This window comes from Streptococcus sp. oral taxon 058 str. F0407, from assembly GCF_000235485.1.
GTDB lineage: Bacteria > Bacillota > Bacilli > Lactobacillales > Streptococcaceae > Streptococcus.
Genome location: NZ_JH378887.1, coordinates 126,050 through 148,435, shown reverse-complemented (window position 1 = coordinate 148,435; position 22,386 = coordinate 126,050). Strand labels below are relative to the sequence as shown.

At 43.3% G+C, this 22,386-nt stretch carries 20 protein-coding genes, 2 pseudogenes and 1 riboswitch; of the genes and pseudogenes, 6 read left to right on the top strand and 16 right to left on the bottom strand.

Translation table 11 applies throughout. From position 1 onward, the window contains the following. The 9 genes and pseudogenes from HMPREF9184_RS09730 to HMPREF9184_RS02245 all read right to left on the bottom strand — a co-directional run. A pseudogene (locus HMPREF9184_RS09730) lies at positions 1-191 on the bottom strand (acetyl-CoA carboxylase biotin carboxyl carrier protein); the annotation flags it as partial. Between the two features lie 2 nt (positions 192-193). Continuing rightward, the gene (fabF, locus tag HMPREF9184_RS02280) at positions 194-1,429 is read right to left on the bottom strand and encodes a beta-ketoacyl-ACP synthase II (protein ID WP_000774052.1); all 1,236 of its coding nucleotides are present in this window, start codon (positions 1,427-1,429) and stop codon (positions 194-196) included. Positions 1,430-1,456: 27 nt separating this feature from the next. Further along, positions 1,457-2,188: a 3-oxoacyl-[acyl-carrier-protein] reductase gene (gene fabG, locus HMPREF9184_RS02275; protein ID WP_001176206.1), complete on the bottom strand. Its 732-nt coding sequence runs from the start codon at positions 2,186-2,188 to the stop codon at positions 1,457-1,459. Between the two features lie 43 nt (positions 2,189-2,231). Then, on the bottom strand, positions 2,232-3,152 hold the full coding sequence (gene fabD, locus HMPREF9184_RS02270; RefSeq protein WP_000167647.1) for an ACP S-malonyltransferase: 921 nt from the start codon (positions 3,150-3,152) through the stop codon (positions 2,232-2,234). Continuing rightward, positions 3,145-4,119, bottom strand: a complete 975-nt coding sequence (gene fabK, locus HMPREF9184_RS02265; protein ID WP_000857452.1) for an enoyl-[acyl-carrier-protein] reductase FabK — start codon at positions 4,117-4,119, stop codon at positions 3,145-3,147. The genes fabD and fabK overlap by 8 nt, the downstream gene beginning before the upstream one ends. A 117-nt stretch (positions 4,120-4,236) precedes the next feature. Next, on the bottom strand, positions 4,237-4,461 hold the full coding sequence (locus HMPREF9184_RS02260; RefSeq protein ID WP_000257840.1) for an acyl carrier protein: 225 nt from the start codon (positions 4,459-4,461) through the stop codon (positions 4,237-4,239). A 57-nt stretch (positions 4,462-4,518) separates the two neighbouring features. Next, positions 4,519-5,493, bottom strand: a complete 975-nt coding sequence (locus HMPREF9184_RS02255) for a beta-ketoacyl-ACP synthase III (RefSeq protein ID WP_000852976.1) — start codon at positions 5,491-5,493, stop codon at positions 4,519-4,521. Continuing rightward, positions 5,493-5,927, bottom strand: a complete 435-nt coding sequence (gene fabT, locus HMPREF9184_RS02250) for a fatty acid biosynthesis transcriptional regulator FabT (RefSeq protein WP_000386340.1) — start codon at positions 5,925-5,927, stop codon at positions 5,493-5,495. Before fabT ends, HMPREF9184_RS02255 begins: the two co-directional genes overlap by 1 nt. Positions 5,928-6,016: 89 nt before the next feature. Then, positions 6,017-6,802: an enoyl-CoA hydratase gene (locus HMPREF9184_RS02245; protein WP_001015585.1), complete on the bottom strand. Its 786-nt coding sequence runs from the start codon at positions 6,800-6,802 to the stop codon at positions 6,017-6,019. A gap of 202 nt (positions 6,803-7,004) precedes the next feature. Here HMPREF9184_RS02245 and HMPREF9184_RS02240 point away from each other — a divergent pair, with 202 nt between their 5' ends. The 3 genes from HMPREF9184_RS02240 to serS all read left to right on the top strand — a co-directional run bounded on the left by HMPREF9184_RS02240 (position 7,005) and on the right by serS (position 10,231). Beyond that, positions 7,005-8,369, top strand: coding sequence for an aspartate kinase (locus HMPREF9184_RS02240; protein WP_000869647.1), 1,365 nt, complete (start codon positions 7,005-7,007; stop codon positions 8,367-8,369). 2 nt (positions 8,370-8,371) lie between these two features. Continuing rightward, entirely contained in the window at positions 8,372-8,743 is a 372-nt protein-coding gene (locus HMPREF9184_RS02235) for a DUF956 family protein (RefSeq protein ID WP_000079370.1), read from the top strand. 213 nt (positions 8,744-8,956) lie between these two features. Beyond that, positions 8,957-10,231 carry a serine--tRNA ligase gene (gene serS / locus HMPREF9184_RS02230; RefSeq protein ID WP_000884224.1) on the top strand — a complete coding sequence of 425 codons (1,275 nt, stop codon included), beginning with the start codon at positions 8,957-8,959 and terminating at the stop codon, positions 10,229-10,231. Positions 10,232-10,256: 25 nt separating this feature from the next. Here serS and HMPREF9184_RS02225 read toward each other — a convergent pair whose 3' ends face one another. From HMPREF9184_RS02225 to zapA, 6 genes and pseudogenes are all read right to left on the bottom strand, one after another. After that, entirely contained in the window at positions 10,257-11,156 is a 900-nt protein-coding gene (locus HMPREF9184_RS02225) for a TDT family transporter (protein WP_000735939.1), read from the bottom strand. A gap of 110 nt (positions 11,157-11,266) precedes the next feature. After that, positions 11,267-11,815, bottom strand: a complete 549-nt coding sequence (locus HMPREF9184_RS02220; RefSeq protein WP_000196657.1) for a carboxymuconolactone decarboxylase family protein — start codon at positions 11,813-11,815, stop codon at positions 11,267-11,269. A 131-nt stretch (positions 11,816-11,946) separates the two neighbouring features. Next, a pseudogene (locus HMPREF9184_RS02215) lies at positions 11,947-13,268 on the bottom strand (alanine/glycine:cation symporter family protein). A gap of 90 nt (positions 13,269-13,358) precedes the next feature. After that, positions 13,359-13,447, bottom strand: a riboswitch (glycine riboswitch). A gap of 170 nt (positions 13,448-13,617) precedes the next feature. After that, positions 13,618-15,954 (bottom strand): endonuclease MutS2, encoded by a 2,337-nt coding sequence (locus tag HMPREF9184_RS02210; protein ID WP_001092921.1) that lies wholly within the window; start codon positions 15,952-15,954, stop codon positions 13,618-13,620. 100 nt (positions 15,955-16,054) lie between these two features. After that, positions 16,055-16,603 (bottom strand): CvpA family protein, encoded by a 549-nt coding sequence (locus HMPREF9184_RS02205; protein ID WP_000623528.1) that lies wholly within the window; start codon positions 16,601-16,603, stop codon positions 16,055-16,057. Further along, positions 16,600-16,902, bottom strand: a complete 303-nt coding sequence (zapA, locus tag HMPREF9184_RS02200; RefSeq protein WP_000002027.1) for a cell division protein ZapA — start codon at positions 16,900-16,902, stop codon at positions 16,600-16,602. Before zapA ends, HMPREF9184_RS02205 begins: the two co-directional genes overlap by 4 nt. An 86-nt stretch (positions 16,903-16,988) precedes the next feature. Here zapA and rnhC point away from each other — a divergent pair, with 86 nt between their 5' ends. The 3 genes from rnhC to recD2 all read left to right on the top strand — a co-directional run bounded on the left by rnhC (position 16,989) and on the right by recD2 (position 21,004). Continuing rightward, positions 16,989-17,870 carry a ribonuclease HIII gene (rnhC, locus tag HMPREF9184_RS02195; protein WP_000146903.1) on the top strand — a complete coding sequence of 294 codons (882 nt, stop codon included), beginning with the start codon at positions 16,989-16,991 and terminating at the stop codon, positions 17,868-17,870. 3 nt (positions 17,871-17,873) lie between these two features. Then, a complete protein-coding gene (lepB, locus tag HMPREF9184_RS02190; protein ID WP_001105833.1) occupies positions 17,874-18,488 on the top strand; it encodes a signal peptidase I in 615 nt (204 codons plus the stop codon). Between the two features lie 149 nt (positions 18,489-18,637). Further along, positions 18,638-21,004 (top strand): SF1B family DNA helicase RecD2, encoded by a 2,367-nt coding sequence (gene recD2 / locus HMPREF9184_RS02185; protein ID WP_000454533.1) that lies wholly within the window; start codon positions 18,638-18,640, stop codon positions 21,002-21,004. A 47-nt stretch (positions 21,005-21,051) separates the two neighbouring features. On the opposite strand, the gene tig is transcribed toward recD2, so the two are convergent. Continuing rightward, a complete protein-coding gene (tig, locus tag HMPREF9184_RS02180; RefSeq protein WP_000116511.1) occupies positions 21,052-22,335 on the bottom strand; it encodes a trigger factor in 1,284 nt (427 codons plus the stop codon). Between the last annotated feature and the right edge of the window lie 51 nt (positions 22,336-22,386).

Here is a 22,386-nt window from a genome sequence, read left to right as displayed (position 1 = left end):
GAAGGCGTAGAAACTACTGGACTTGCAGCTACTGCAGTTGGCGCTGGAGCAACTGGAGCTGGTGCTTCAGAAGCCATTCTCGCTTCATTCTTACTAAACTGCAATTCGTCCGTTCCGTTTTTATAAGAAAATTCTCTCAAACTTGATTGGTCGAATTGAGCCATCAAGTCCTTGATCTCATTTAAATTCATAATTATTTATTCTCCCAACGTTTGAAAGCAAGAACCGCATTGTGTCCACCAAAACCAAAAGTGTTTGAAATAGCATAAGGGATTTCTTGCTCCAAGCCTTGTCCATAAACGACATTCGCTTCGATATAGTCTGATAACTCGCTTGTTCCAGCTGTCATTGGTACATAGTTATGACGCATGGCTTCGATTGTAGCGATTGCTTCTACCGCTCCTGCAGCACCAAGCAAGTGTCCTGTGAATGACTTAGTTGAAGATACAGGTACTTCTTTACCAAGAACAGCTACGATCGCACCACTTTCTCCTTTTTCATTAGCAGGAGTTGAAGTTCCATGGGCATTGACATAAGCCACTTGCTCTGGAGAAATTTCTGCTTCTTCCAAAGCCAGTTTCATAGCCTTGATTGCACCTTGACCTTCTGGATGAGGTGAAGTCATATGGTAAGCATCACAGGTATTTCCATAGCCGACCACTTCAGCCAAGATAGTTGCACCACGTTTTTCAGCGTGTTCAAGACTCTCGAGAACCAACATCCCAGAACCTTCTCCCATGACAAAACCGTTACGGTCTTTGTCAAATGGAATAGAAGCACGAGTTGGATCTTCTGTAGTTGATAGGGCTGTCAAAGCTTGGAATCCAGCAATGGCAAAAGGAGTGATAGATGATTCTGATCCACCAACTAGCATGACATCTTGGAAACCAAACTTGATTGAACGGAAGGCATCCCCAATCGCGTCATTTGATGAGGCACAGGCTGTATTGATTGATTTACAGATACCATTTGCTCCAAAGCGCATAGCAACATTTCCTGAAGCCATATTTGGCAAGGCTTTTGGAAGGGTCATTGGTTTAACACGTTTTGGACCTTTTTCATGAAGACGGATAACCTGATCCTCGATTTCTTTAATTCCCCCAATACCAGAAGCCACAATGACACCAAAGCGATCTTTATCGATTGCTTCTACATCCAGATTTGCATTAGTAACTGCTTCTTGAGCTGCATACAGGGCATACAAAGAATAGTTATCAAAACGGTTGGTATCTTTTTTGACAAAGTATTTATCAAATGGAAAATCTTGAACTTCTGCCGCATTGTGCACAGCAAATTCGCTGTGGTCAAACTTAGTAATTTCTCCAATTCCAATTTTCCCAGTTTGCAAACTGTTCCAAAATTCTTCTGGAGTATTTCCGATAGGAGAGGTCAATCCATAACCTGTTACTACAACTCGATTTAGTTTCATCTGTCTTACCTATATCTTTCCTTATTTTTACATGCTAAGTCCGCCATCAACAGCGAGAACTTGTCCAGTCAAATAATCTTGTTGGGCTAAAAAGACCGTGGCATCCGCGATATGACCCGCCTTGCCAAACTGTTTCATAGGGATTTGCGCAAGTGTTGCTTCCTTGACCTTATCAGACAAAACGGCAGTCATATCTGACTCGATCATTCCGGGCGCAAGAGCATTTACACGCACATTGCGATTGGCAACTTCACGTGCTACTGACTTGGTAAAACCAATCAAACCTGCTTTAGAAGCTGCATAGTTTGCTTGACCGATATTTCCCATCAAACCGACCACACTCGACATATTGATAATCGCACCTTCACGCGCCTTGATCATCTGTTTCAAGACTGCTTGCGTCATGTTGAAGGCACCTGTCAAGTTGATCTTAATCACTTTTTCAAAGTCTTCCTCGGTCATCTTAAGCATGAGAGTATCCTGAGTGATCCCAGCATTGTTGACCAAGACATCGACAGAACCGAGTTCTGCAATCGCTTGATCTACCATACGCTTGGCATCTGCAAAGTCTGAAACATCACCTGAGATCGGTACTACTTTGACGCCGTAGTTTGAAAACTCAGCCAGCAATTCTTCTGAGATTGCCCCGCGACTATTCAAAACTACATTGGCACCTAGTTGGGCAAATTTGTGAGCAATAGCAAGTCCGATACCCCGACTTGAACCTGTAACAAAGATATTTTTATTTTTTAGTTGCATTCTTTTCTCCTATTTCCTGTTGTATTTGTGGGAGAAGGGATTACTAGTTTCCCAGCAAAGCATCCAAACTTGCCAAATCTTCGACATTGGCTAGCTTAGCTGTTTTATCAATCTTTTTGACAAAGCCTGACAAGACTTTTCCTGGACCAATTTCAATAAAGTTGGTTACCCCAGCATCCTGCATCACAGCAATACTTTCATAAAAACGAACAGGTTCTTTGACCTGACGCGTCAAAAGCTCTTGGATTCGATCTTTTTCCATAACAGCAGCTTCCGTATTGCCGACTAGTGGGCAAGTAAAATCAGAGAAACTAATCCCCTCAAGAGCCCCAGCTAGTTGCTGACTAGCTGGCTCTAGAAGGGCTGTGTGGAAAGGACCCGACACATTTAGGGGGATCAATCGTTTGGCTCCTGCTTCCTGCAAGAGTTGGACTGCACGGTCAACCGCAGCCACCTCTCCACCAATAACGATTTGGCTTGGAGTATTGTAGTTAGCTGGAGTCACTATTCCAACTTCAGAAGCAGTTTTGCAAGCTTCCTCTATCACATCTACTGGAGTATTGAGGACGGCTACCATTTTACCAGAACCAGCTGGCGCAGCCTCTTCCATATAAGCTCCGCGCTTGGCAACCAAGGCAACTGCATCCTCAAAGTCCAAGGCATCACTTGCTACAAGAGCAGAATATTCCCCAAGAGACAATCCTGCTACCATATCCGGCTGGTAACCCTTTTCTTTCAATAGTCGATAAATAGCAACCGAGGTTGCTAAAATTGCTGGTTGCGTATAGCGAGTCTGATTTAACTTGGTTTCTTCCTTATCAATCAAGTCACGTAGGTCATAACCCAAAACCTGACTGGCTTGGTCAATTGTTTCCTTGACGATAGGATAGCGATCATAGAGATCACGCCCCATCCCTAGATACTGAGCACCTTGACCGGCAAATAGAAAGGCTGTTTTAGTCATTTCTTACAACTCCTGCCCAACGAGAGGCTTCTTCTTGAATTTTCTTGGCTGCACCATAGTATAGATCTTTTAGGATTTCTTCGACAGTTTCCTCTTTAGAAACCAAACCAGCAATCTGACCCGCCATGACAGAACCGCCTTCTACATCTCCATGAACAACGGCTTTAGCAAGAGCACCAGCCCCCATTTGTTCAAAGATTTCTAAATCTGGGTTTTCTTGTTTAAAGGCATCTTTTTCAGCCTGTTCAAAGTCACGTGTCAACTGGTTTTTAATGGCACGAACAGCATGACCAAAATGCTGAGCTGAAATAGTCGTATCGATATCACGCGCTTTTAAGATTTTTTCTTTGTATTTTGGATGGGCGTTAGATTCCTTAGCTACTACAAATCGTGTACCAACTTGAACGGCCTCAGCACCAAGCATAAAGCCTGCAGCGACACCTTCACCGTCCGCAATTCCTCCAGCTGCGATAACTGGAATCGAAACAGCTGCAGCAACTTGGCGAACCAAGGTCATAGTTGTGAGTTTACCAATATGTCCACCGGCTTCCATCCCCTCTGCAATAACTGCATCTGCACCGATTTTTTCCATGCGTTTTGCCAAAGCAACACTTGGAACAACAGGAATAACTGTAATTCCTGCATCATGGAAACGAGTCATGTATTTACTTGGATTTCCAGCACCAGTTGTAACCACCTTAACCCCTTCTTCAATCACGAGATCAACGATGTCTTCTACAAAAGGTGACAAGAGCATGATGTTGACACCAAAAGGTTTATCCGTTAGTGATTTGATTTTATCGATATTAGCCTTTACGACCTCTTTAGGTGCATTTCCACCACCGATGATCCCTAGACCACCAGCTTTGGATACTGCACCAGCCAAGTCACCATCAGCAACCCAGGCCATTCCTCCTTGAAAAATAGGATAATCAATGTTCAATAATTCTGTAATACGTGTTTTCATAGTGCCTCCATCATTCCTTGCTTACGTAATAGTTCGATGAGTTTATCATTTGAGTTTCAAACTATTACCTAAACAAGAGGGAGTGGGTTTCCCCTACTCCTTCTAGTAATATGTTAATTATTTTGTTTGTTCTTCAACGTAGGCAACCAAGTCACCAACTGTTTTCAAGTTATCTTCTGCTTCGATTTGGATATCGAAAGCATCTTCGATTTCAGAGATTACTTGGAACAAGTCCAATGAATCTGCATCCAAATCATCAAAAGTAGATTCAAGTGTTACTTCTGATGCGTCTTTTCCAAGTTCTTCAACGATAATTTCTTGTACTTTTTCAAATACTGCCATGATAGGACTCCTTTAAAATATAAAAAATTTATAACTATGTGTTTACCACATGATTACCTAGATTGTAAGAATGAGTGTGCCCCATGTCAAACCTCCACCGAAGCCTGATAGGAGAATCGTCTGGCTGCCATCTAAACGAATCATGCCATTCTCCACACACTCTGAGAGCAAAATCGGGATACTTGCTGCACTGGTATTCCCATACTCCATCATATTGGCTGGAAGTTTGTCTCGGTCAACACCGATCTTCTTAGCCATCTTATCCAAAATGCGGATATTTGCCTGATGAAGCAAGAGGTAATCCAATTCCGATGCTGCGATTGGACTATTTTCAATAGTCTCTTTGATTGATCTAGCAACATCTCGATTTGCAAAATCAAAAACTGCTCGTCCATCCATCTTCAAAAAAGCAGGAACTGCCTCTTGATCTGAGAAGGGCGAAGTCAGAGCCGTTTGGCCATAGGTCAAACACTCGCTCCGAGAGCCATCCGTATAGAGATTTTCCACGAGGAAGTATCGTGTATCACTTGCTTCCAAGAGAACCCCACCAGCACCATCCCCAAAGAGAACAGCTGTCGAACGATCCGACCAGTCAACTGCCTTGGATAAGGTTTCAGCCCCGATAACAATCCCTTTCTTGAACTGTCCAGAGCTTAAAAACTTTTCAGCAGTTGAGAGAGCAAATACAAAGCCACTGCAAGCTGCTGTAAGATCAAAGGCAAAAGCTCTATGCGCTCCGATATTTGCCTGAACCCGAGCTGCCGTAGAAGGCATCATCGAGTCTGGGGTAATCGTCGCTACAATGATAAAATCAATCTGATCCGCTTTTATGCTCGCCTTAGCCAGCAAACTCTTGGCAACTTCTGTCGCCAAATCACTCGTTGACTCCGTTTTTGAAATATGTCTCTGTTTAATTCCTGTACGGCTTGAAATCCACTCATCGCTTGTATCCATGATTTGGGCCAAGTCTTGATTGGTGACCACTTGCTCTGGTACATAATGAGCAACCTGGCTTATTTTTGCAAAAGCCATTATTTCAAATCCTCCAAAAATTGATAAAGATTAGTCAAGCCCCTGCCCATCACTTCTATCTCTTCAGGACTCATACCGTCGATAATTTTTTCGACCATGGCCTTGTGGAAACGTTTATGAAGGCGGTGAACCAAACGACCTTTCTTTGTCAAATGCAGATAGACCACACGACGATCCTGATCAGAACGAATGCGTTCAACATAACCTTTTCTCTCCAGGTTATTCAAGCTAGTTGTCACTGTCCCAAGAGTTACCATCAGTTCTTTGGAAACCTTACTTGGTGTCGCCTCTGGGAACTTGCCAATCACATCAATCGTGTGCATTTCTTTGATGGAGATGTCTTTGAAACGACTACCTCGTAAGCTAACCTCCTCAATCACAAGGACATTATTAAAAATAGATGTTAAATACTCATTCACTTGTTGGTAGTCCAAAGTATTCCCTCCTTCTCAAAAAACTTTTGCAATCAAAACATTTGACACAAAAAGTATATCAGACTTCAAAGAATTGTGCAAGTATTTTTTTATTTTCCTGAAAATTTTGGTCGTCTTCTTTCAGAATGAGCTCGAACTCCTTCTTTAAAATCTTCAGTTAAAGATAAAGATTCTTGTAGTTTCAATTCCAATTCGGCATAATTCTGCCAATCTTTAAATTGACTTTCCCAAACCAATTTTTTAATCGCTGCGTATGAGTTTGCTGAGCCTCGTCTTAATTTCTTCAGAACTTGTTCTCTTGTCTTTTCTAGCTTATCTGCTTCGCAGACACGGTATACCACACCCCATTCCAGTGCTTTTTCCGCTGTCAAGGCTTCTCCTGTCATGGCAAGCTGTGCAGCCCGTGTTACCCCGATACTACGACTCAAGAGATGAATCCCACCAGCGTCTGGCGCCAATCCAACCCCAACAAAGGCTTGGATAAATTTGGCCTTATCAGTCGCCAAACAAAAATCGACTGCTACTGCCATATTTGCCGCAGCACCAGCAACCGCTCCATCTACCTCCATCAAAACAGGTTTAGGAATTTGCTTGATTTTAAAGGAAATTGTATTGACTAATTCTGCAATCTTATTCAAAGAAGGGATGTCATCCTCATCCACTGCACGCTTCATCTCAACCAAATCTCCCCCAACTGAAAAGACCTTCCCATTAGCGTTTATCAAGATAAACTGAACAGCTTGATCCTGTTCTGCTAAGGTTAAAGCTTCTAAAATCTCCTCACACATTGGGATATGGAAACCATTTGCCACTTCGGGACGATTCAAAGTAATGATAGCAAGATCATCTACGATCTGATATAGGATATGATTCATAGTTTCTCCTTTTGTAAGGTGATAAAATTATTTCATTTTCAAAGTATACCTTTTTTTAGATAAAGAGGCAAGAAAAAACCAATCGAAAGTGTCTCGGCTGATCAAAACGCTCACTTTATCCTAAAGACTATACTATTTTCTTCATTGAAAAAAGCCTCTCTTTCTGCTATAATCGTATAAAATACTTACTTGAGGAGTCCTTATGAAGGTTGTAAAATTTGGCGGAAGCTCGCTTGCCTCTGCTAGTCAGTTAGAAAAAGTTTTAAACATCGTTAAAAGCGATAAAGAACGCCGTTTTGTAGTCGTTTCTGCACCCGGAAAACGCAATGCTGAAGATACTAAGGTTACCGACGCTTTGATCAAATACTATCGTGATTATGTAGCGGGAAATGATATCAGCAAGAGTCAAAACTGGATCATCGATCGCTATGCGGCTATGGTGAGCGAACTAGGCTTAAAACCATCAGTTCTAGAAAAAATTTCTAAAAGCATCCGTGCCTTAGCGACTCTTCCTATTGAAGAAAATGACTTTCTCTATGACACCTTCCTAGCGGCTGGAGAAAACAACAATGCCAAACTTATCGCAGCTTACTTTAACCAAAACGGCATCGATGCGCGCTATGTTCATCCAAGAGAAGCGGGAATTATCGTAACAAGCGAACCTGGAAATGCTCGCATCATTCCATCTAGCTATGACAAGATTGAAGGCTTGGCTGACAGCAACGAAGTCCTTGTTATTCCTGGTTTCTTTGGGGTCACTAAGGAAAATCAAATCTGTACCTTCTCCCGTGGTGGATCCGACATAACTGGTTCCATCATCGCTGCCGGTGTCAAAGCCGACCTCTACGAAAACTTTACAGATGTCGATGGTATCTTTGCTGCCCATCCGGGTATCATTCACCAACCACACTCAATCCCTGAATTGACCTACCGTGAAATGCGGGAATTGGCTTATGCAGGTTTCTCAGTTCTTCACGATGAAGCTCTGCTCCCTGCCTACCGTGGAAAAATTCCTCTCGTTATCAAAAATACCAATAACCCTGACCATCCGGGTACTCGTATCGTTCTAAAGCATAGCAGTGATAAATTCCCAGTCGTTGGAATCGCTGGTGATTCTGGCTTTGTCAGCATCAACATGTCGAAATACCTCATGAACCGTGAAGTTGGATTTGGTCGCAAGGTTCTGCAAATCCTTGAAGATCTTAACATCGGTTGGGAACACATGCCAACAGGTATCGATGATCTTTCAATCATTCTCCGTTCTCGCGAACTAACTCCTATCAAGGAAGAAGAAATCCTTCGTCAGTTGGTTCAAAAGGCTGAAGTGGACCATGCCGAAATCGAACATGACCTTTCCATCATTATGATTGTCGGAGAAAAAATGAAGAGTCACATCGGTGTAACAGCTACAGCGACACGTGCTTTGTCTGAGAATAAAATCAACATCCAGATGATGTCCCAAGGTTCAAGTGAAGTTTCCATCATGTTTGTTGTCAATAAAGACCAAGAAAAGGCTGCTATCAAGGCTCTCTACCATGCCTTTTTCGATGAAAGTAAGGAAGACTAATCATGGCCCAATCTCTCAATAAAGTCATTGACCTCCAAACCACTGGAACATCTTACCTCTCTATCTCTGGAAAAGTTGGAAAATTTCTAGTCGGGGACCAAGCCTTGGAGTTTTATCCCGATGTCAATGTCGAACAATATATCCAGATCCCCTGGTCCAGCATTCAGCAAATCGGAGCCAACGTAAGTGGACGCAAAATCAGCCGTCACTTTGAAGTCTTCACCGATCAAGGTAAATTCCTCTTTGCCTCAAAAGACTCTGGGGCTATCCTCAAAATCGCTCGGGAAAAATTAGGAAACGACAAGGTCGTGAAACTTCCGACTCTGCTCCAGACCATTGGACAAAAATTTAAAAATCTATTTGCAAAAAAGTAGAAACTTTAGTATAATCATAGCAACGGATAAGTAGGTTATCCTCTTCTTTCAGAAAGTCTGCGGATGCTGCGAGCAGATAGGAGGGGTAGGTGAAATTCTACCGTTATTCACAATTAAATACAGAATCAAGTGCACACCTGTGAAGTTGGATGGAACCGTGGCCCTGCCACTCCAACGCTTTGTTAGGTGTGCTTTTTTCATAAAGGAGTTCTTATGTTAGATATCAAACGTATTCGTACAGACTTTGATGCTGTCGCTGAAAAACTAGCTACACGTGGTGTAGATGCTGCTGTTTTGAATGAGATGAAAGAAATCGACGCTAAACGTCGTGACATCTTGGTCAAGGTCGAAAACCTCAAGGCAGAACGTAACACAGTTTCTGCAGAGATTGCTCAAGCCAAGCGCAATAAGGAAAATGCTGATGACAAGATTGCTGCTATGCAAGCTCTCTCTGCTGAAGTAAAATCTCTCGATGCTGAATTGGCGGACATCGATGCTAAATTGACAGAATTTACCACTACTCTTCCAAACATCCCAGCTGACAGCGTTCCTGTTGGAGCTGATGAGGATGACAACGTTGAAGTTCGCCGTTGGGGAACTCCACGCGAGTTTGACTTCGAACCAAAAGCTCACTGGGATCTGGGTGAAGACCTTGGTATCCTTGACTGGGAACGTGGTGGAAAAGTGACGGGAGCTCGCTTCCTCTTCTATAAGGGACTTGGGGCTCGTTTGGAACGTGCTATCTACAACTTCATGTTGGATGAGCATGGTAAAGAGGGCTATACGGAAGTTATCACACCTTACATGGTTAACCATGACTCAATGTTTGGTACTGGTCAATATCCAAAATTCAAGGAAGACACTTTTGAATTGAGTGACACCAACTATGTACTCATTCCTACTGCTGAAGTGCCTCTTACAAACTACTACCGTGATGAAATCCTTGATGGTAAAGACCTGCCAATCTACTTCACTGCTATGAGCCCATCATTCCGTTCTGAAGCAGGTTCAGCAGGCCGTGATACACGTGGCTTGATTCGTTTGCACCAATTTCACAAGGTTGAAATGGTCAAATTTGCCAAACCAGAAGAATCATATGAAGAATTAGAAAAAATGACAGCCAACGCTGAAAATATTCTTCAAAAACTCAACCTTCCATACCGTGTCGTTGCCCTCTCTACTGGGGACATGGGCTTCTCAGCTGCCAAAACTTATGATTTAGAAGTTTGGATTCCAGCCCAAAATACCTACCGTGAAATCTCAAGCTGTTCAAATACAGAAGATTTCCAAGCACGTCGTGCTCAAATCCGTTACCGTGATGAAGCCGATGGCAAGGTTAAACTCCTTCACACCTTGAACGGTTCTGGACTTGCAGTTGGACGTACAGTAGCCGCTATTCTTGAAAACTACCAAAATGCAGATGGTTCTGTAACTATTCCAGAAGCACTTCGTCCATACATGGGTGGAGCTGAAGTTATCAAACCATAAAAAATAAGGCCTAGCTAGATAATAGCTAGACCTTTTTTCGTAACCAAATTAGATAACCACTCAAGACAAAGAGTAAAATACTTAAGCAAAGGAGGGTTTCCACAAACACTAGATAATCTAAGATAGGCAGTTTTACAATTCCTTGAGCCATTTTAAGCGAGGTAGCTGTGATAATGGTTGGGAAGGTGAGGGCTGAGAAGGCTGGTTGAAAGCCTTGTTTTAAAATATTAGGCAAGCGAGTCAAAACGAAGATGAAAAAAGACTGAGAGACAAGCATCAGCAGCAACAAGGCCCAGGTCGGAAGGGTAACTCCACCGATACGCACCAGAGCTGCTAAGAGCAAAGAAAAAGGAGCACAGTAGATTCCTTCTTGCCCTAGTAGGGCTGGAGTCAATGGCTGTTTCTTTAGATCACTGTAAATCAACGGATAGAGAAAACAAGTAGCCAGAAAGCCGAAAGTCACCGTTAGGTAGGCAATCTGAATCAGACCAACGACTGGATAGGTCAAGGCTGCCACTGCTATTCCCACATAAAGTACTGTCCAGCTTGGTGTTGCAGCAGCTCTTTCCTCCACTCCAAGAAAGCGACGAGAAAAATAAGCGATCAAAGCAAAATCCAAAATAAAAGAAAACCACCACAAAGGCTGGGATAGGATAGGCATAGACGGAACTAGTCGCAAGACATAGGTCGATAAAATCATCCCCGCCATAGGAAAGGTAGCTATACCAGATAAAAGAGGGGGCTTGGTCAATTCTTTCTTGGTTTCTTCCCAATTAAAAAGATGAAGAATCAGAAAGAAAATCCATAAGACCAATCCAGTCAAACTAAATAGGTGCGAAAGAACAGGCCAAGTATCCGCAATCAGGTTTCCTGCACCTGCCAAACCTAACAAACAACCAGAAAATACCAAGGGGAGTTTTTTCATGGCAACCTCCGTTAATCATATTATTATCAGTATAGCATAAAAGCCTTTAAAATAGCATAGAAAAATGAAGACTGGATAGATCAGCCTTCATTTTTTATTTATGATTCGAACTAGGCATAGGGTTGCAACTCTGGATTGATTGGCGTATTGGCTAGGTTGTTGGCATAGTTACAGAGGCTTGCTAGACTGACACCGAGAACCACATCCAAGGCATTTTGTTGCGTATAGCCAGCTTCCAAAAATTCAGCCAAGGCTTCATCTCCTACACGCCCTTTGGTATTGATGACCGCCAAGGTAAACTTGGCTAGAGTATCTAGTTTTGGATCTGTCTCAATTGGAGTACGGTTGCGGAGGGCTTGAAGAAGATCATCATTCATCTGGATTTGTTTGATTGAAAAGGCTGTGTGACCTGCGACGCAGAAAGCACAACCATTGGTTACGGCAGCTGTGATTTGCACTACTTCGCGTTCTACTGGTGTCAGGCTATTGCGACGGTTGATGGCTCCGACAGTTCGGTAGGCTTCAAGCGCGGTTGGGGCATTGGCCAAGAGACCGATTAGGTTGGGAATATAGCCATTGTTATCTTTTTGTACTGTTTCAAGAACTTCTTTCACTTCTGCTGGTGCTGATTCTACTGTGTGGATGGTAAATCTTGTCATAAGAAACCTCTTTTCATTTTATTGTCATTTAGTCTATCATAGAATTTCCCCCTTGGATAATATATATTTTCAATCGCCTTGATAGAAAATGTCTATGAAATGAAAAAAATCACACTAAAAGTGTGATTGGGTTAGTGTTTAAAATACTTTTTAGTCTCAGCAATGACGACTGGCGACAAGACTAAGAGGGCAATCAAGTTTGGTAAAGCCATCAGGGCATTGACGATGTCTGCGATAATCCAAACCATATCCAACTCGATAAATCCTCCCAACAAGACCATGAGTACAAAGACCACACGGTAGAGCCAGATAAAGCGAACACCGAAGAGAAACTCAAAACAGCGCTCTCCATAATAGTTCCAACCGGAATCGTCGTAAAGGCAAAGAGTACAAGGAAGATGGTCAAGAGGGCAGGTCCAAAATGTGAAAAAACTGTTGAGAAGGCTGACTGAGTCAAGGCAACTCCATTCAAATCACCACTCCAAACCCCAGTTACCAAGATTGTCAGACCTGTAAGAGTACAGATAATCAAAGTATCAATAAAGGTTCCTGTCATGGAAATCAAGCCTTGCTCGACAGGCTCATTAGTCTTAGCTGCAGCCGCTGCAATGGGAGCTGAGCCAAGACCAGATTCGTTAGAAAAGACGCCACGCGCCACACCATTCTGGATAGCCATCCGAATGCTTGCACCTGCAAAACCACCTACCGCAGCAGCTGGACTAAAGGCTGAAGTAAAGATGAGAGCAAGTGTGGCTGGGATTTTCTCGATATTAAAGAGTATAACTGTAAGAGTTCCTAAAATATAGACAATAGCCATAAAAGGAACAACTGCTGTCGAAACTTTTGAAATGGATTTGAGGCCACCAAAGACGGCAATCCCTACAAAAATGGATAAAATCAGAGCCGTGATAGCTGGATCAACTTGGGCTGTATTTTGAATGGATTCTGTAATCGAATTGACTTGGGTAAAGGTACCAATCCCTAGAAGCGCCACCAATACACCAGCTAGGGCAAAGAAGATAGCAAGTGGACGCCACTTTTCTCCCATCCCCAAAAGGATGTAGTGCATGGGTCCTCCAGCTACAGCTCCATTTGCATCCTTGCTACGGTATTTGATTGCCAGCAAGCCTTCAGCATACTTGGTTGCCATCCCAAAAAAGGCCGCCATCCACATCCAAAAGAGGGCCCCTGGCCCACCAACCTTGATGGCTGTCGCAACCCCGATGATATTTCCCGTACCAACGGTGGCTGCTAGAGCCGTACATAAGGCCGCAAAGCTCGACACATCGCCATGTCCCTTGTCCTTGGTAAAGATCAACTGAAAGGCCTTAGGGAGACGAGCCACCTGCAAAAGGCCTAGTCGGATGGTCAAATAGATACCTGTTCCGACCAATAAGATCAAGAGGGGAGGCCCCCAAACGAAAGCATCAATCGCTTTAAGCAATTCTAACATTTCCTTCTCCTATCTTTTCAACCCCAAAAGAAAGAGCACATGCAAGATACATGTACTCTGGAATGCTTAGATAAATGCTAAAAAGCGGTCTATCTTAGCTCTGTCCTTTTACCTGAGAGTTTGAGCAGTCGTCTGCCTTGCCCCTTCGGTGCCTTTACGGTCTCTCCAGAGTTCCGTCCATTTACAGTCATGGAAAACAAACCTTTCTCCATTTCTATTAAACTTCATTCGGTGTTGGTATTTTATTTTTTATTATTCTACAAGAAAAGTTAGCCTTTGTCAATATTTTCTATGAAAATTTTTGATTTTTCATTTCTCCTTTTTTCAGAAAGGTTGACTCCTTTTTTCTCTACCCTTTAAAGGTTACAATGGTGGCACCACTGCCTCCAGCATTTTGTGGAGCATAGCCAAAACTCTTGACATGCTTGTTTCTTTGCAGGTATTTGGTGACGCCCTCACGGATGACGCCTGTTCCGATACCATGGATGATGTCGACTTGCGCCATGTTATTGAGCAGGGCTTGGTCGATAAAAGCGTCCAGCTCATTCATGGCCTCTTCGTACCGTTTGCCACGAAGATCCAGTCTGGCTTGCGGACCACGACCAGAAGCTCGTTTGACAACATTGACTTGTTTTTTCTTGACTGGGGCTTCTTGTTGGTTCTGAACAAGGTCAAATTCTTTCTCTTCCAAGGTCATCTTGATCAAACCAACTTGGGCTTCCCAACGGCCGTCCTTAAGTTGACTGGTCAAGGTACCACGTTGGCCATAACTGAGAACCACAATGTCATCTCCCACCTTTGGAGCTCGTTTTTTCTTGGCTTTTTGAAGGACCTTGTTTTTAGACAAGTCGACTTTTTCAGGAGCCAGTTTCTTCAGCTCAGCCTTGGCTTCAATGATTTCATGGGGTTTGAGTTGAGACTTACTGTGGAGGTTCTTGAGAATCTGGTCACTCTCACTTAGAGCGAGTTCCACAATCTCAGCAGCCTGTTCACGCGCCTTGTTGAGCTCAGTTTCCTTTTCACGGTTGAGTTCGTTGTAGAGTTTTTTGAGCGCTCGGTTCATCTTAAGATTTTCTTGCTCCACCTCACGGATATTGTCCAAGCGTTTACGGCTTTCAAGCGTTTGCTCTTCCAATTGTTCAATGATGCGGTTGACGTCATTATCTTGATTGACCTGCTGGCTGGCATCTCCGACGATGACATCTGACAAGCCTAGGCGTTTAGCAATTTCAAAGGCATTACTTCGACCAGGAACTCCCTGCATAAAGCGATAGGTCGGACGCAGGCTGGCTGTATCAAACTCCATGCTGGCATTTTGCACAAAGGCTGTCTCGATACCATAAGCCTTGAGTTCTGGATAGTGGGTCGTCGCCATGGTCTTAACCTGACGGAAACGAAGAGCCTCCAGAATAGCCATAGCAAGGGCTGCTCCTTCCTGCGGATCGGTACCTGCCCCAAGCTCATCTAGCAATAAGAGCGAGTGTTGGTTGACCTTGCCAAGAATATCTACGATATTGGTCATGTGGCTGGAGAAGGTAGACAAGCTTTGCTCGATAGACTGCTCATCCCCGATATCTGCGAAAATCTCTTCGAAAATACCGACACGACTTCCTTTATCAGCTAGAATGGGCAATCCAGACTGGGCCATGAGTTGGGTCAAGCCCAAGGTTTTGAGCATGATGGTCTTCCCACCCGTATTGGGACCTGTAATGACAATAGCCGTTAATTCCTTACCAAAGTGTACATCGTTTGCGACAGCATTTTTGACCAGAGGATGGCGAACATGAAGGAGTTGAATCTCTTGATTCTGTGAAAGTTGAGGAACAACTGCTTGTCTTTCTTGGATAAAGCACACCTTGGCACGAATCAGATCCAGATGGCCGATAATCCAAGCGTCATTAGCAATCTCAGCAGCATGAGGACGGACCCGTTCTGATAGTTCCTGCAGGATGCGAATCATCTCATAGCGTTCGTCAGCTCGCAAACTAGCGATTTCTTCGCTCAGCTTGACGACCTCACGTGGCTCGATATAGACCGTGTTCCCACTAGCAGAGATATCATGGACAACACCTGCAATCTTATTGCGATAGGTGTTCTTGACTGGTAAGACTTGACGGTCATTTCTGCTAGCAATGATTCCTTCGGTCAACATCTGCGCTTTTTGTTTAAGTAAGTCTTGCAAGACATCTCGAACTTGACTCTCGCTATCATGGATTTTCCGACGGATACGTGCTAGCTCTTCGCTAGCAAAATTTTCGATAAATCCTGCATCATTTAGGGATTGAAGACTCCCTTGCAAGTGTGGAAAATCATGTAGTTTTTCAAACCATCTCGCCAACTGCTCCAAGCGTACGTTTTCAAGATTGGCATAAAAACCTTGCAACTCTCTGCTAGCAAGTAAGACCCGTTTAAGGAGTAGGAACTCCTCAATATTGAGGTCCGCCCCCATCTCCAGACGCTTGCAAACAGCTGATATCTCACGCGTCGCTAGGATGGTAAAGTGAGGTTGCTCCACAAATAGAGCTTGCATTTCCTCCATCTCTGTAAAGGCTTGTTTGATCTTATCCACCTTGGCAGTTGGAGCCAAACCTTTTAGCTCCTCTAGTCCCTGTTCTGTCAGGAGATGAGGTTCAAACAAGGCCTTGATTTTATTGAATTCTAGGGTTTCTAGTATTTTTGTATTCATATTCTTTCCTTGTATATTTGTTTACAAAATCGTAGCAACTAGAGGTTTTGACCTAGTCCTCCAATCTGTAAACAAAGGGCTAGGAAAAATCCCGCCCTTTTTATCCGATTAAATTTGTCACCCAGAGTTGTTTGATCAAGTTTGTCGTAAAAGGGATACTTTGGATGATGTGTTTAGCTACGATACTTTTTTCAAGTGAATTTTGAACGGCTGCCAGAGGTACAGTTGCAAGAATAGTCAAAGCCATTTGCAAGACAAATAAGGTTACCAATAGAGACAAAACGCCTGATCCGATACGCAACCATTTGACATCTAGCTTTTTAGTTGGAATCAAGTGCAGGAACAAACCGATAAAACGTCCGATACTATAACAAATTCCGAAAACTAGAAGATAGGCCAGACCCGCATAAAAGACCTTATCTAGCTGAAAAAGTTGGGCTGAGGGGAAGAAAAAGGTACCCTGTCCTTCCTGAGGATTGGCATAAGGGACAAGCAAGTGAAATTGATTTCCCAGCGATTTATAAAACTGCCCAGCAATAAAGGCTGAAATCACTGCCTCGAGGAAATAATAAACTTGTAGCACCAAACCTCTACAGTAGCCGATGTAAAAACCCCAAGCTAGAACCAGTAAGAGAAGGATCGAAATCATAGGGAATCCTCAATCTTGCTCTGCTCTTGCTTGACAGCCACTAGCTTATTTCGAAGGTCTTTAAGCTCCTGCTCCTTATCGTCAAACTCAATCTCACGACTAAGCTGAGTTGAAAGACTATTGATGGCTAAAAGAAGCGCGATGGTTTCATCATCTGCCCCAGGCATTTGTTCTTTAATTGCTTGGTATTTTTCAGTCGCAACCTTAGCGATTTCCTCCATAAAGAGGTTGTCATGCTCGGTTGTCAAGGTTAATGTCTTTTTCCCGAATGTAAACTTATATCGATTTAGATTTGCCATAAAATTCACCTCACGATATTATACCAAATTTCGCTAACTTTGTCAGTTTTTACCAATTCTCCTGCTTTTATGGTACAATAGAGACTATGGCAAGTATCACACTCACACCAAGTGAACAGGAAATTCAGAGCTTTTTAAGTCAGTATCAGAAGGCTCTCAGTCCTAGTAAAAATCCTTATATTCGCTATTTTTTGCGACTGCCTCAGGCAACCGTTTCTATCTACACTTCTGGAAAAGTCCTCCTGCAGGGCGAAATGGCTGAGCAATACGCCAGTTTCTTTAGTTACCAAGTTCAACAAGAAAACAGTGGACAAGATTTTCCTATGATTGGGACTGATGAGGTGGGAAATGGTTCCTACTTTGGTGGGCTTGCTGTCGTGGCTTCCTTCGTGACAGCTGACCAGCATGACTTCTTACGAAAACTCGGTGTGGGGGATTCAAAGACCCTGACAGATCAAAAGATTCGTCAGATTGCCCCTATCCTCAAGGAAAAAATCCAGCACCAAGCGCTCCTCCTTTCACCGAGCAAGTACAACGAAGTTATCGGAGAGCGTTACAATGCTGTTTCTGTAAAGGTTGCCCTACACAATCAGGCTATCTTTCTCCTTCTCCAAAAAGGAGTCCAGCCAGAAAAAATCGTGATTGATGCTTTTACAAGCGCTAAAAACTATGACAAGTACTTGACGCAAGAAGCCAACCGTTTTCCAAACAAGATCAGTTTAGAAGAAAAAGCCGAGGGCAAATACCTGGCTGTTGCAGTTAGCTCTATCATCGCGCGGAATCTCTTCCTCGAAAACTTGGAAAATCTTGGACGAGAACTAGGCTATCAACTGCCAAGTGGCGCAGGAACCGCTTCTGATAAGGTTGCTAGCAAAATCATTCAGGCCTATGGTATGAAAGGGCTCAACTTCTGTGCCAAGCTTCATTTTAAAAATACTGAAAAAGCTAAAACACTGCTAGAAAGGTAAGTTATGAATTATTTTAAAACATTTCTAAAAGAGTGGGGACTTACGTTCCTCATCATTATAGTAGTTGGTCTCAGTCGTCTCTTTCTCTGGACCAATGTCCGTGTGGAAGGGCACTCTATGGACCCTACCCTAGCTGATGGAGAGATTCTCTTTGTCGTCAAACACCTCCCTATTAACCGCTTTGACATTGTCGTTGCCCATGAAGATGATGGAAATAAAGACATCGTTAAACGTGTCATCGGCATGCCTGGTGATACCATCCGCTACGAAAACGATAAACTCTTTATCAACAATCAAGAAACGGACGAACCTTACCTAGCAGACTACCTCCAACAGTTTAAAAATGATAAACTACAAAACGCCTATTCAGGGAAAGGCTTTGAAGGGGATAAGGGGGTCTATTTTAGAAGTCTAGCTCAGAAGGCTCAGGCCTTCACTGTCGATGTGAATTTCAACACCAGCTTCAGCTTTACAGTTCCTGAAGGCGAATACCTTCTCCTTGGAGATGACCGTTTGGTTTCTAGCGACAGTCGCCATGTTGGAACCTTTAAGGCCAGTCAAATCAAAGGGGAAGCCAAATTCCGTTTCTGGCCACTCAACCGTATCGGAATCTTTTAAAACCAGCAACCAGATGCTGTGATAGTCTTTTTGAGTTAGCCTTTTAGGATTAGATTGCAACTTGGCGATATCTTGTACCAAGTTCCAGATCCAAGAAAAGCCTAACTGAGAGCTCTATCCCAGCTCTTTTTCTATCAAAAAGGAAACCTATGGAAGTTTATTTTTCAGGCACCATTGAACGTATTATTTTTGAAAATGTCAGTAATTTTTATCGCATCCTCCTCCTAGATATCCAAGATACCAATGCGGAGGACTTTGACGATTTTGAAATCATCGTTACAGGAACCATGGCTGACGTGATTGAGGGCGAAGACTATACTTTTTGGGGGCAAATCGTTCAGCACTCCAAGTATGGTGAACAGCTACAGATCAGTCGTTATGAGCGAGCAAAACCCACTAGCAAGGGCTTAGTCAAGTATTTCTCCAGCAGTCATTTTAAGGGAATTGGACTCAAAACAGCTCAGAAAATCGTGGATACGTATGGCGAAAATACCATAGACGAAATTCTGGAGCATCCTGAAAAACTGGAAAGCATTGCAGGACTCTCTGCCAAAAACCGTGAGACTTTTGTCTCCACCCTCCGCCTCAACTATGGGACAGAAATGGTCTTGGCTAAACTTGCTAATTACGGCATTCCCAATAAACTAGCCTTTCAGATTCAAGAATTTTACAAGGACGAAACGCTGGATATTGTCGAAAATTATCCCTATCAACTGGTTGAAGATATCAAGGGCTTGGGCTTTACCATTGCTGACCAATTAGCTGCTGAACTAGGTATTGAAAGCCAAGCTCCTGAGCGCTTCCGTGCTGGCCTTGTCCACAGTCTCTTTCAAGGCTGTATGGATACGGGTGATACCTATATGGAGGCTCGAGATTTACTGGAACAGACCCTGACTCTCCTCGAGTCTTCCCGTCCCGTGGAATTGGACCCCAGCCAAGTTGCCCAAGAGCTTTCCTGCCTCATCGAAGAAGACAAGGTTCAGCAGATTGATACCAAAATCTTTGATAACAGTCTCTTTTTCGCCGAAGAAGGCATTCGCAGTCACTTGGTTCGTATCCTTGAAAAAGGAAAACAAAAGAGTCATGATTTGAAAACCATTCAAAAGCATATCGCTAGCATTGAGGAAGAACTGGGTATCCAATACGATAGCATCCAAAAACAGGCTATCTGTGACGCCATCCAGAACAAGGTCTTTATCCTAACAGGCGGACCTGGTACTGGTAAGACGACTGTTATCAATGGGATTATCGCTGTCTATGCCCTGCTTGAAGGACTCGATCTCAAGAAAAAGAGCAACCTACCTATTCTTCTCGCTGCACCAACTGGTCGAGCAGCTCGTCGTATGAATGAATTGACAGGCTTGCCAAGCGCAACCATACACCGCCACTTGGGAATGACGGGTGATGATGATACCAGCCATCTGGAAGATTATCTGGATGCCGACTTCATCATCGTGGATGAGTTTTCTATGGTGGATACTTGGCTGGCCAACCAACTCTTCTCCAACATCTCTTCTAACAGTAAAATCCTCATCGTGGGAGACAGTGACCAGTTGCCTTCTGTCAGTCCTGGGCAGGTACTGGCTGACCTACTCCAGATACCCTTGATACCGCAGACTCGCTTGGAACGGATTTACCGTCAGAGTCAAGAATCAACTATCGTTACCTTGGCTAGCCAGATTCGACAAGGCATCTTGCCAGCTGACTTTACCCAGAAAAAGGCAGACCGTTCCTACTTTGAAATCATGAGTGGCCACATTCCTGCTACGATTGAGAAAATTCTTGGCGCTGCCCTCAGAAGTGGCATTCCGGCTCGTGATATTCAGGTGCTGGCGCCTATGTATCGAGGAACTGCTGGTATTGACGCAATCAACCAACTCATGCAAGACCTACTCAATCCTCTTCAAAAGGGACAAGTTAGCTTTGAAGCAACTCAGTGTCACTATCGAACAGGGGACAAGGTCATTCACCTAGTCAACGACGCTGAAGTCAATGTCTTTAATGGAGACCTAGGCTACATCACAGATCTGATCCCTAGTAAGTACACCGAGTCAAAACAAGACGAGATTGTCATTGATTTTGATGGCAATGAGGTTATCTACCCTCGTAATGAATGGTACAAGATTCGCCTAGCCTATGCCATGAGTATCCATAAGTCTCAGGGGAGTGAGTTTCCCGTTGTCATCCTGCCCATTACTAGTGCTAGCAAGCGCATGCTGGAACGCAATCTCATCTATACGGCTATTACACGGGCTAAGAGCAAGCTCATCTTACTAGGCGAATTACAGGCCTTTGACTATGCAGTCAAACATATCGGAACTGCCCGTAAGACCTATCTGATTGAGCGTTTTCAGAATCTGGTCGAAGCCACTAACCAAACCAGTCCAGCCCCAACTGAAACGACAAATCAAGAGGATTCTCCTCTATCCTACATCCTCACCGAGGAAAACTGGTCTAATATTCCCGCTATGATTGGGATTACAGAAGCAGACCTCAAAGAGATTTTTGGAAAATAGACCAGCAGAAAACCCACCTAATCAGGTGGGCTTTTTATCTTTTAAGATTATTTTACTGTTGCAGTACTTGTGATCAATTCAACAGCTTTTTTGATTGCGATATCATGTTTCAACATATCAGCTGAAAGCAAGTTTTGAACTTGTGCAACTTCCATGTTGTAAGTTGCTGCCAATTGTTCGATTTCTTTTTGGATTTCTTCTTCAGTAGCGTCAAATCCTTCAGCCTTGGCAACTGCTTCGATTACAAGGTTAGTCTTAGTACGTGACTCAGCTTCTGCTTCGTATTGTTTGTGAAGGTCTTCTTGAGTAGTTCCAGTGATTTGGAAGTACATGTCAGGGTTGATACCTTGACGTTGCAAGTTTCCAAGGAATTCGTTTACTGAGCGGTGAACTTCTTCGTGGATCATTTCTTCTGGAAGTTCTACGATTTCAGCGTTTTCTACAGCTTTATCGATTGCTGCACCTTCAAGGGCATCTTTGTATGCTTCTTCTTTTGCAGCAGTCAATTCCTTGCGGTATTTTTCTTTCAATTCAGCAAGTGTTTCAACTTCTTCGTCGATGTCTTTTGCAAGTTCATCGTCAAGAGCTGGAACTTCTTTTGCTTTTACTTCGTGAATAGTTGTTACGAATTTAGCTTCTTTACCTGCAAGATCTTCTGCTTGGTAGTCTTCTGGGAATGTTACGATAACATCAACAGTTTCGCCAGCTGAGTGACCAACCAATTGGTCTTCGAAACCAGGGATGAATTGACCTGATCCAAGTCCAAGTGAGAAGTTTTCACCTTTCCCACCGTCAAATTCAACACCGTCGATAGAACCAACAAAGTCAATCACAACTGTGTCGCCATTTTCAGCAGCACCTTCTTTGATAACCAATTCAGCCAAGTTGTTGCGTTCGCGTTCAATACGCTCTTCAACGTCAGCGTCTGTTACTTCTTTTTCTACATCTACTGATACTTCAAGGTTTTTGTAGTCGCCCAATTTTACTTCAGGTTTTGTCACAACTTCAGCTGTGATAACCCAGTCTTGACCTTTTTCCATTGAAGTCACGTCGATTTTTGGTTGTGCAACCACTTCAAGACCAGCTTCTTTTACAGCTGCTTCATAAGCGTTTGGCAAAAGAGCGTTCAAAACATCTTGGTAAAGTGTTTCTTCACCAAACTTTTTATCAAAGATAGGACGTGGCAGGTGACCTTTACGGAAACCTGGAACGTTAAGAGTTTTCTTCACTGAGTTGAAGACACGATCCACTTCTGGTTTGATTTGGCCTTGAGAGATTGTGAAAGTCAAGACTCCACGGTTTGTTTCTTTGTTTTCAAATGATACAGACATTCTGTCATTTCTCCTTAAAATTTTTTAAATACAGTCTATTATAACATAAAC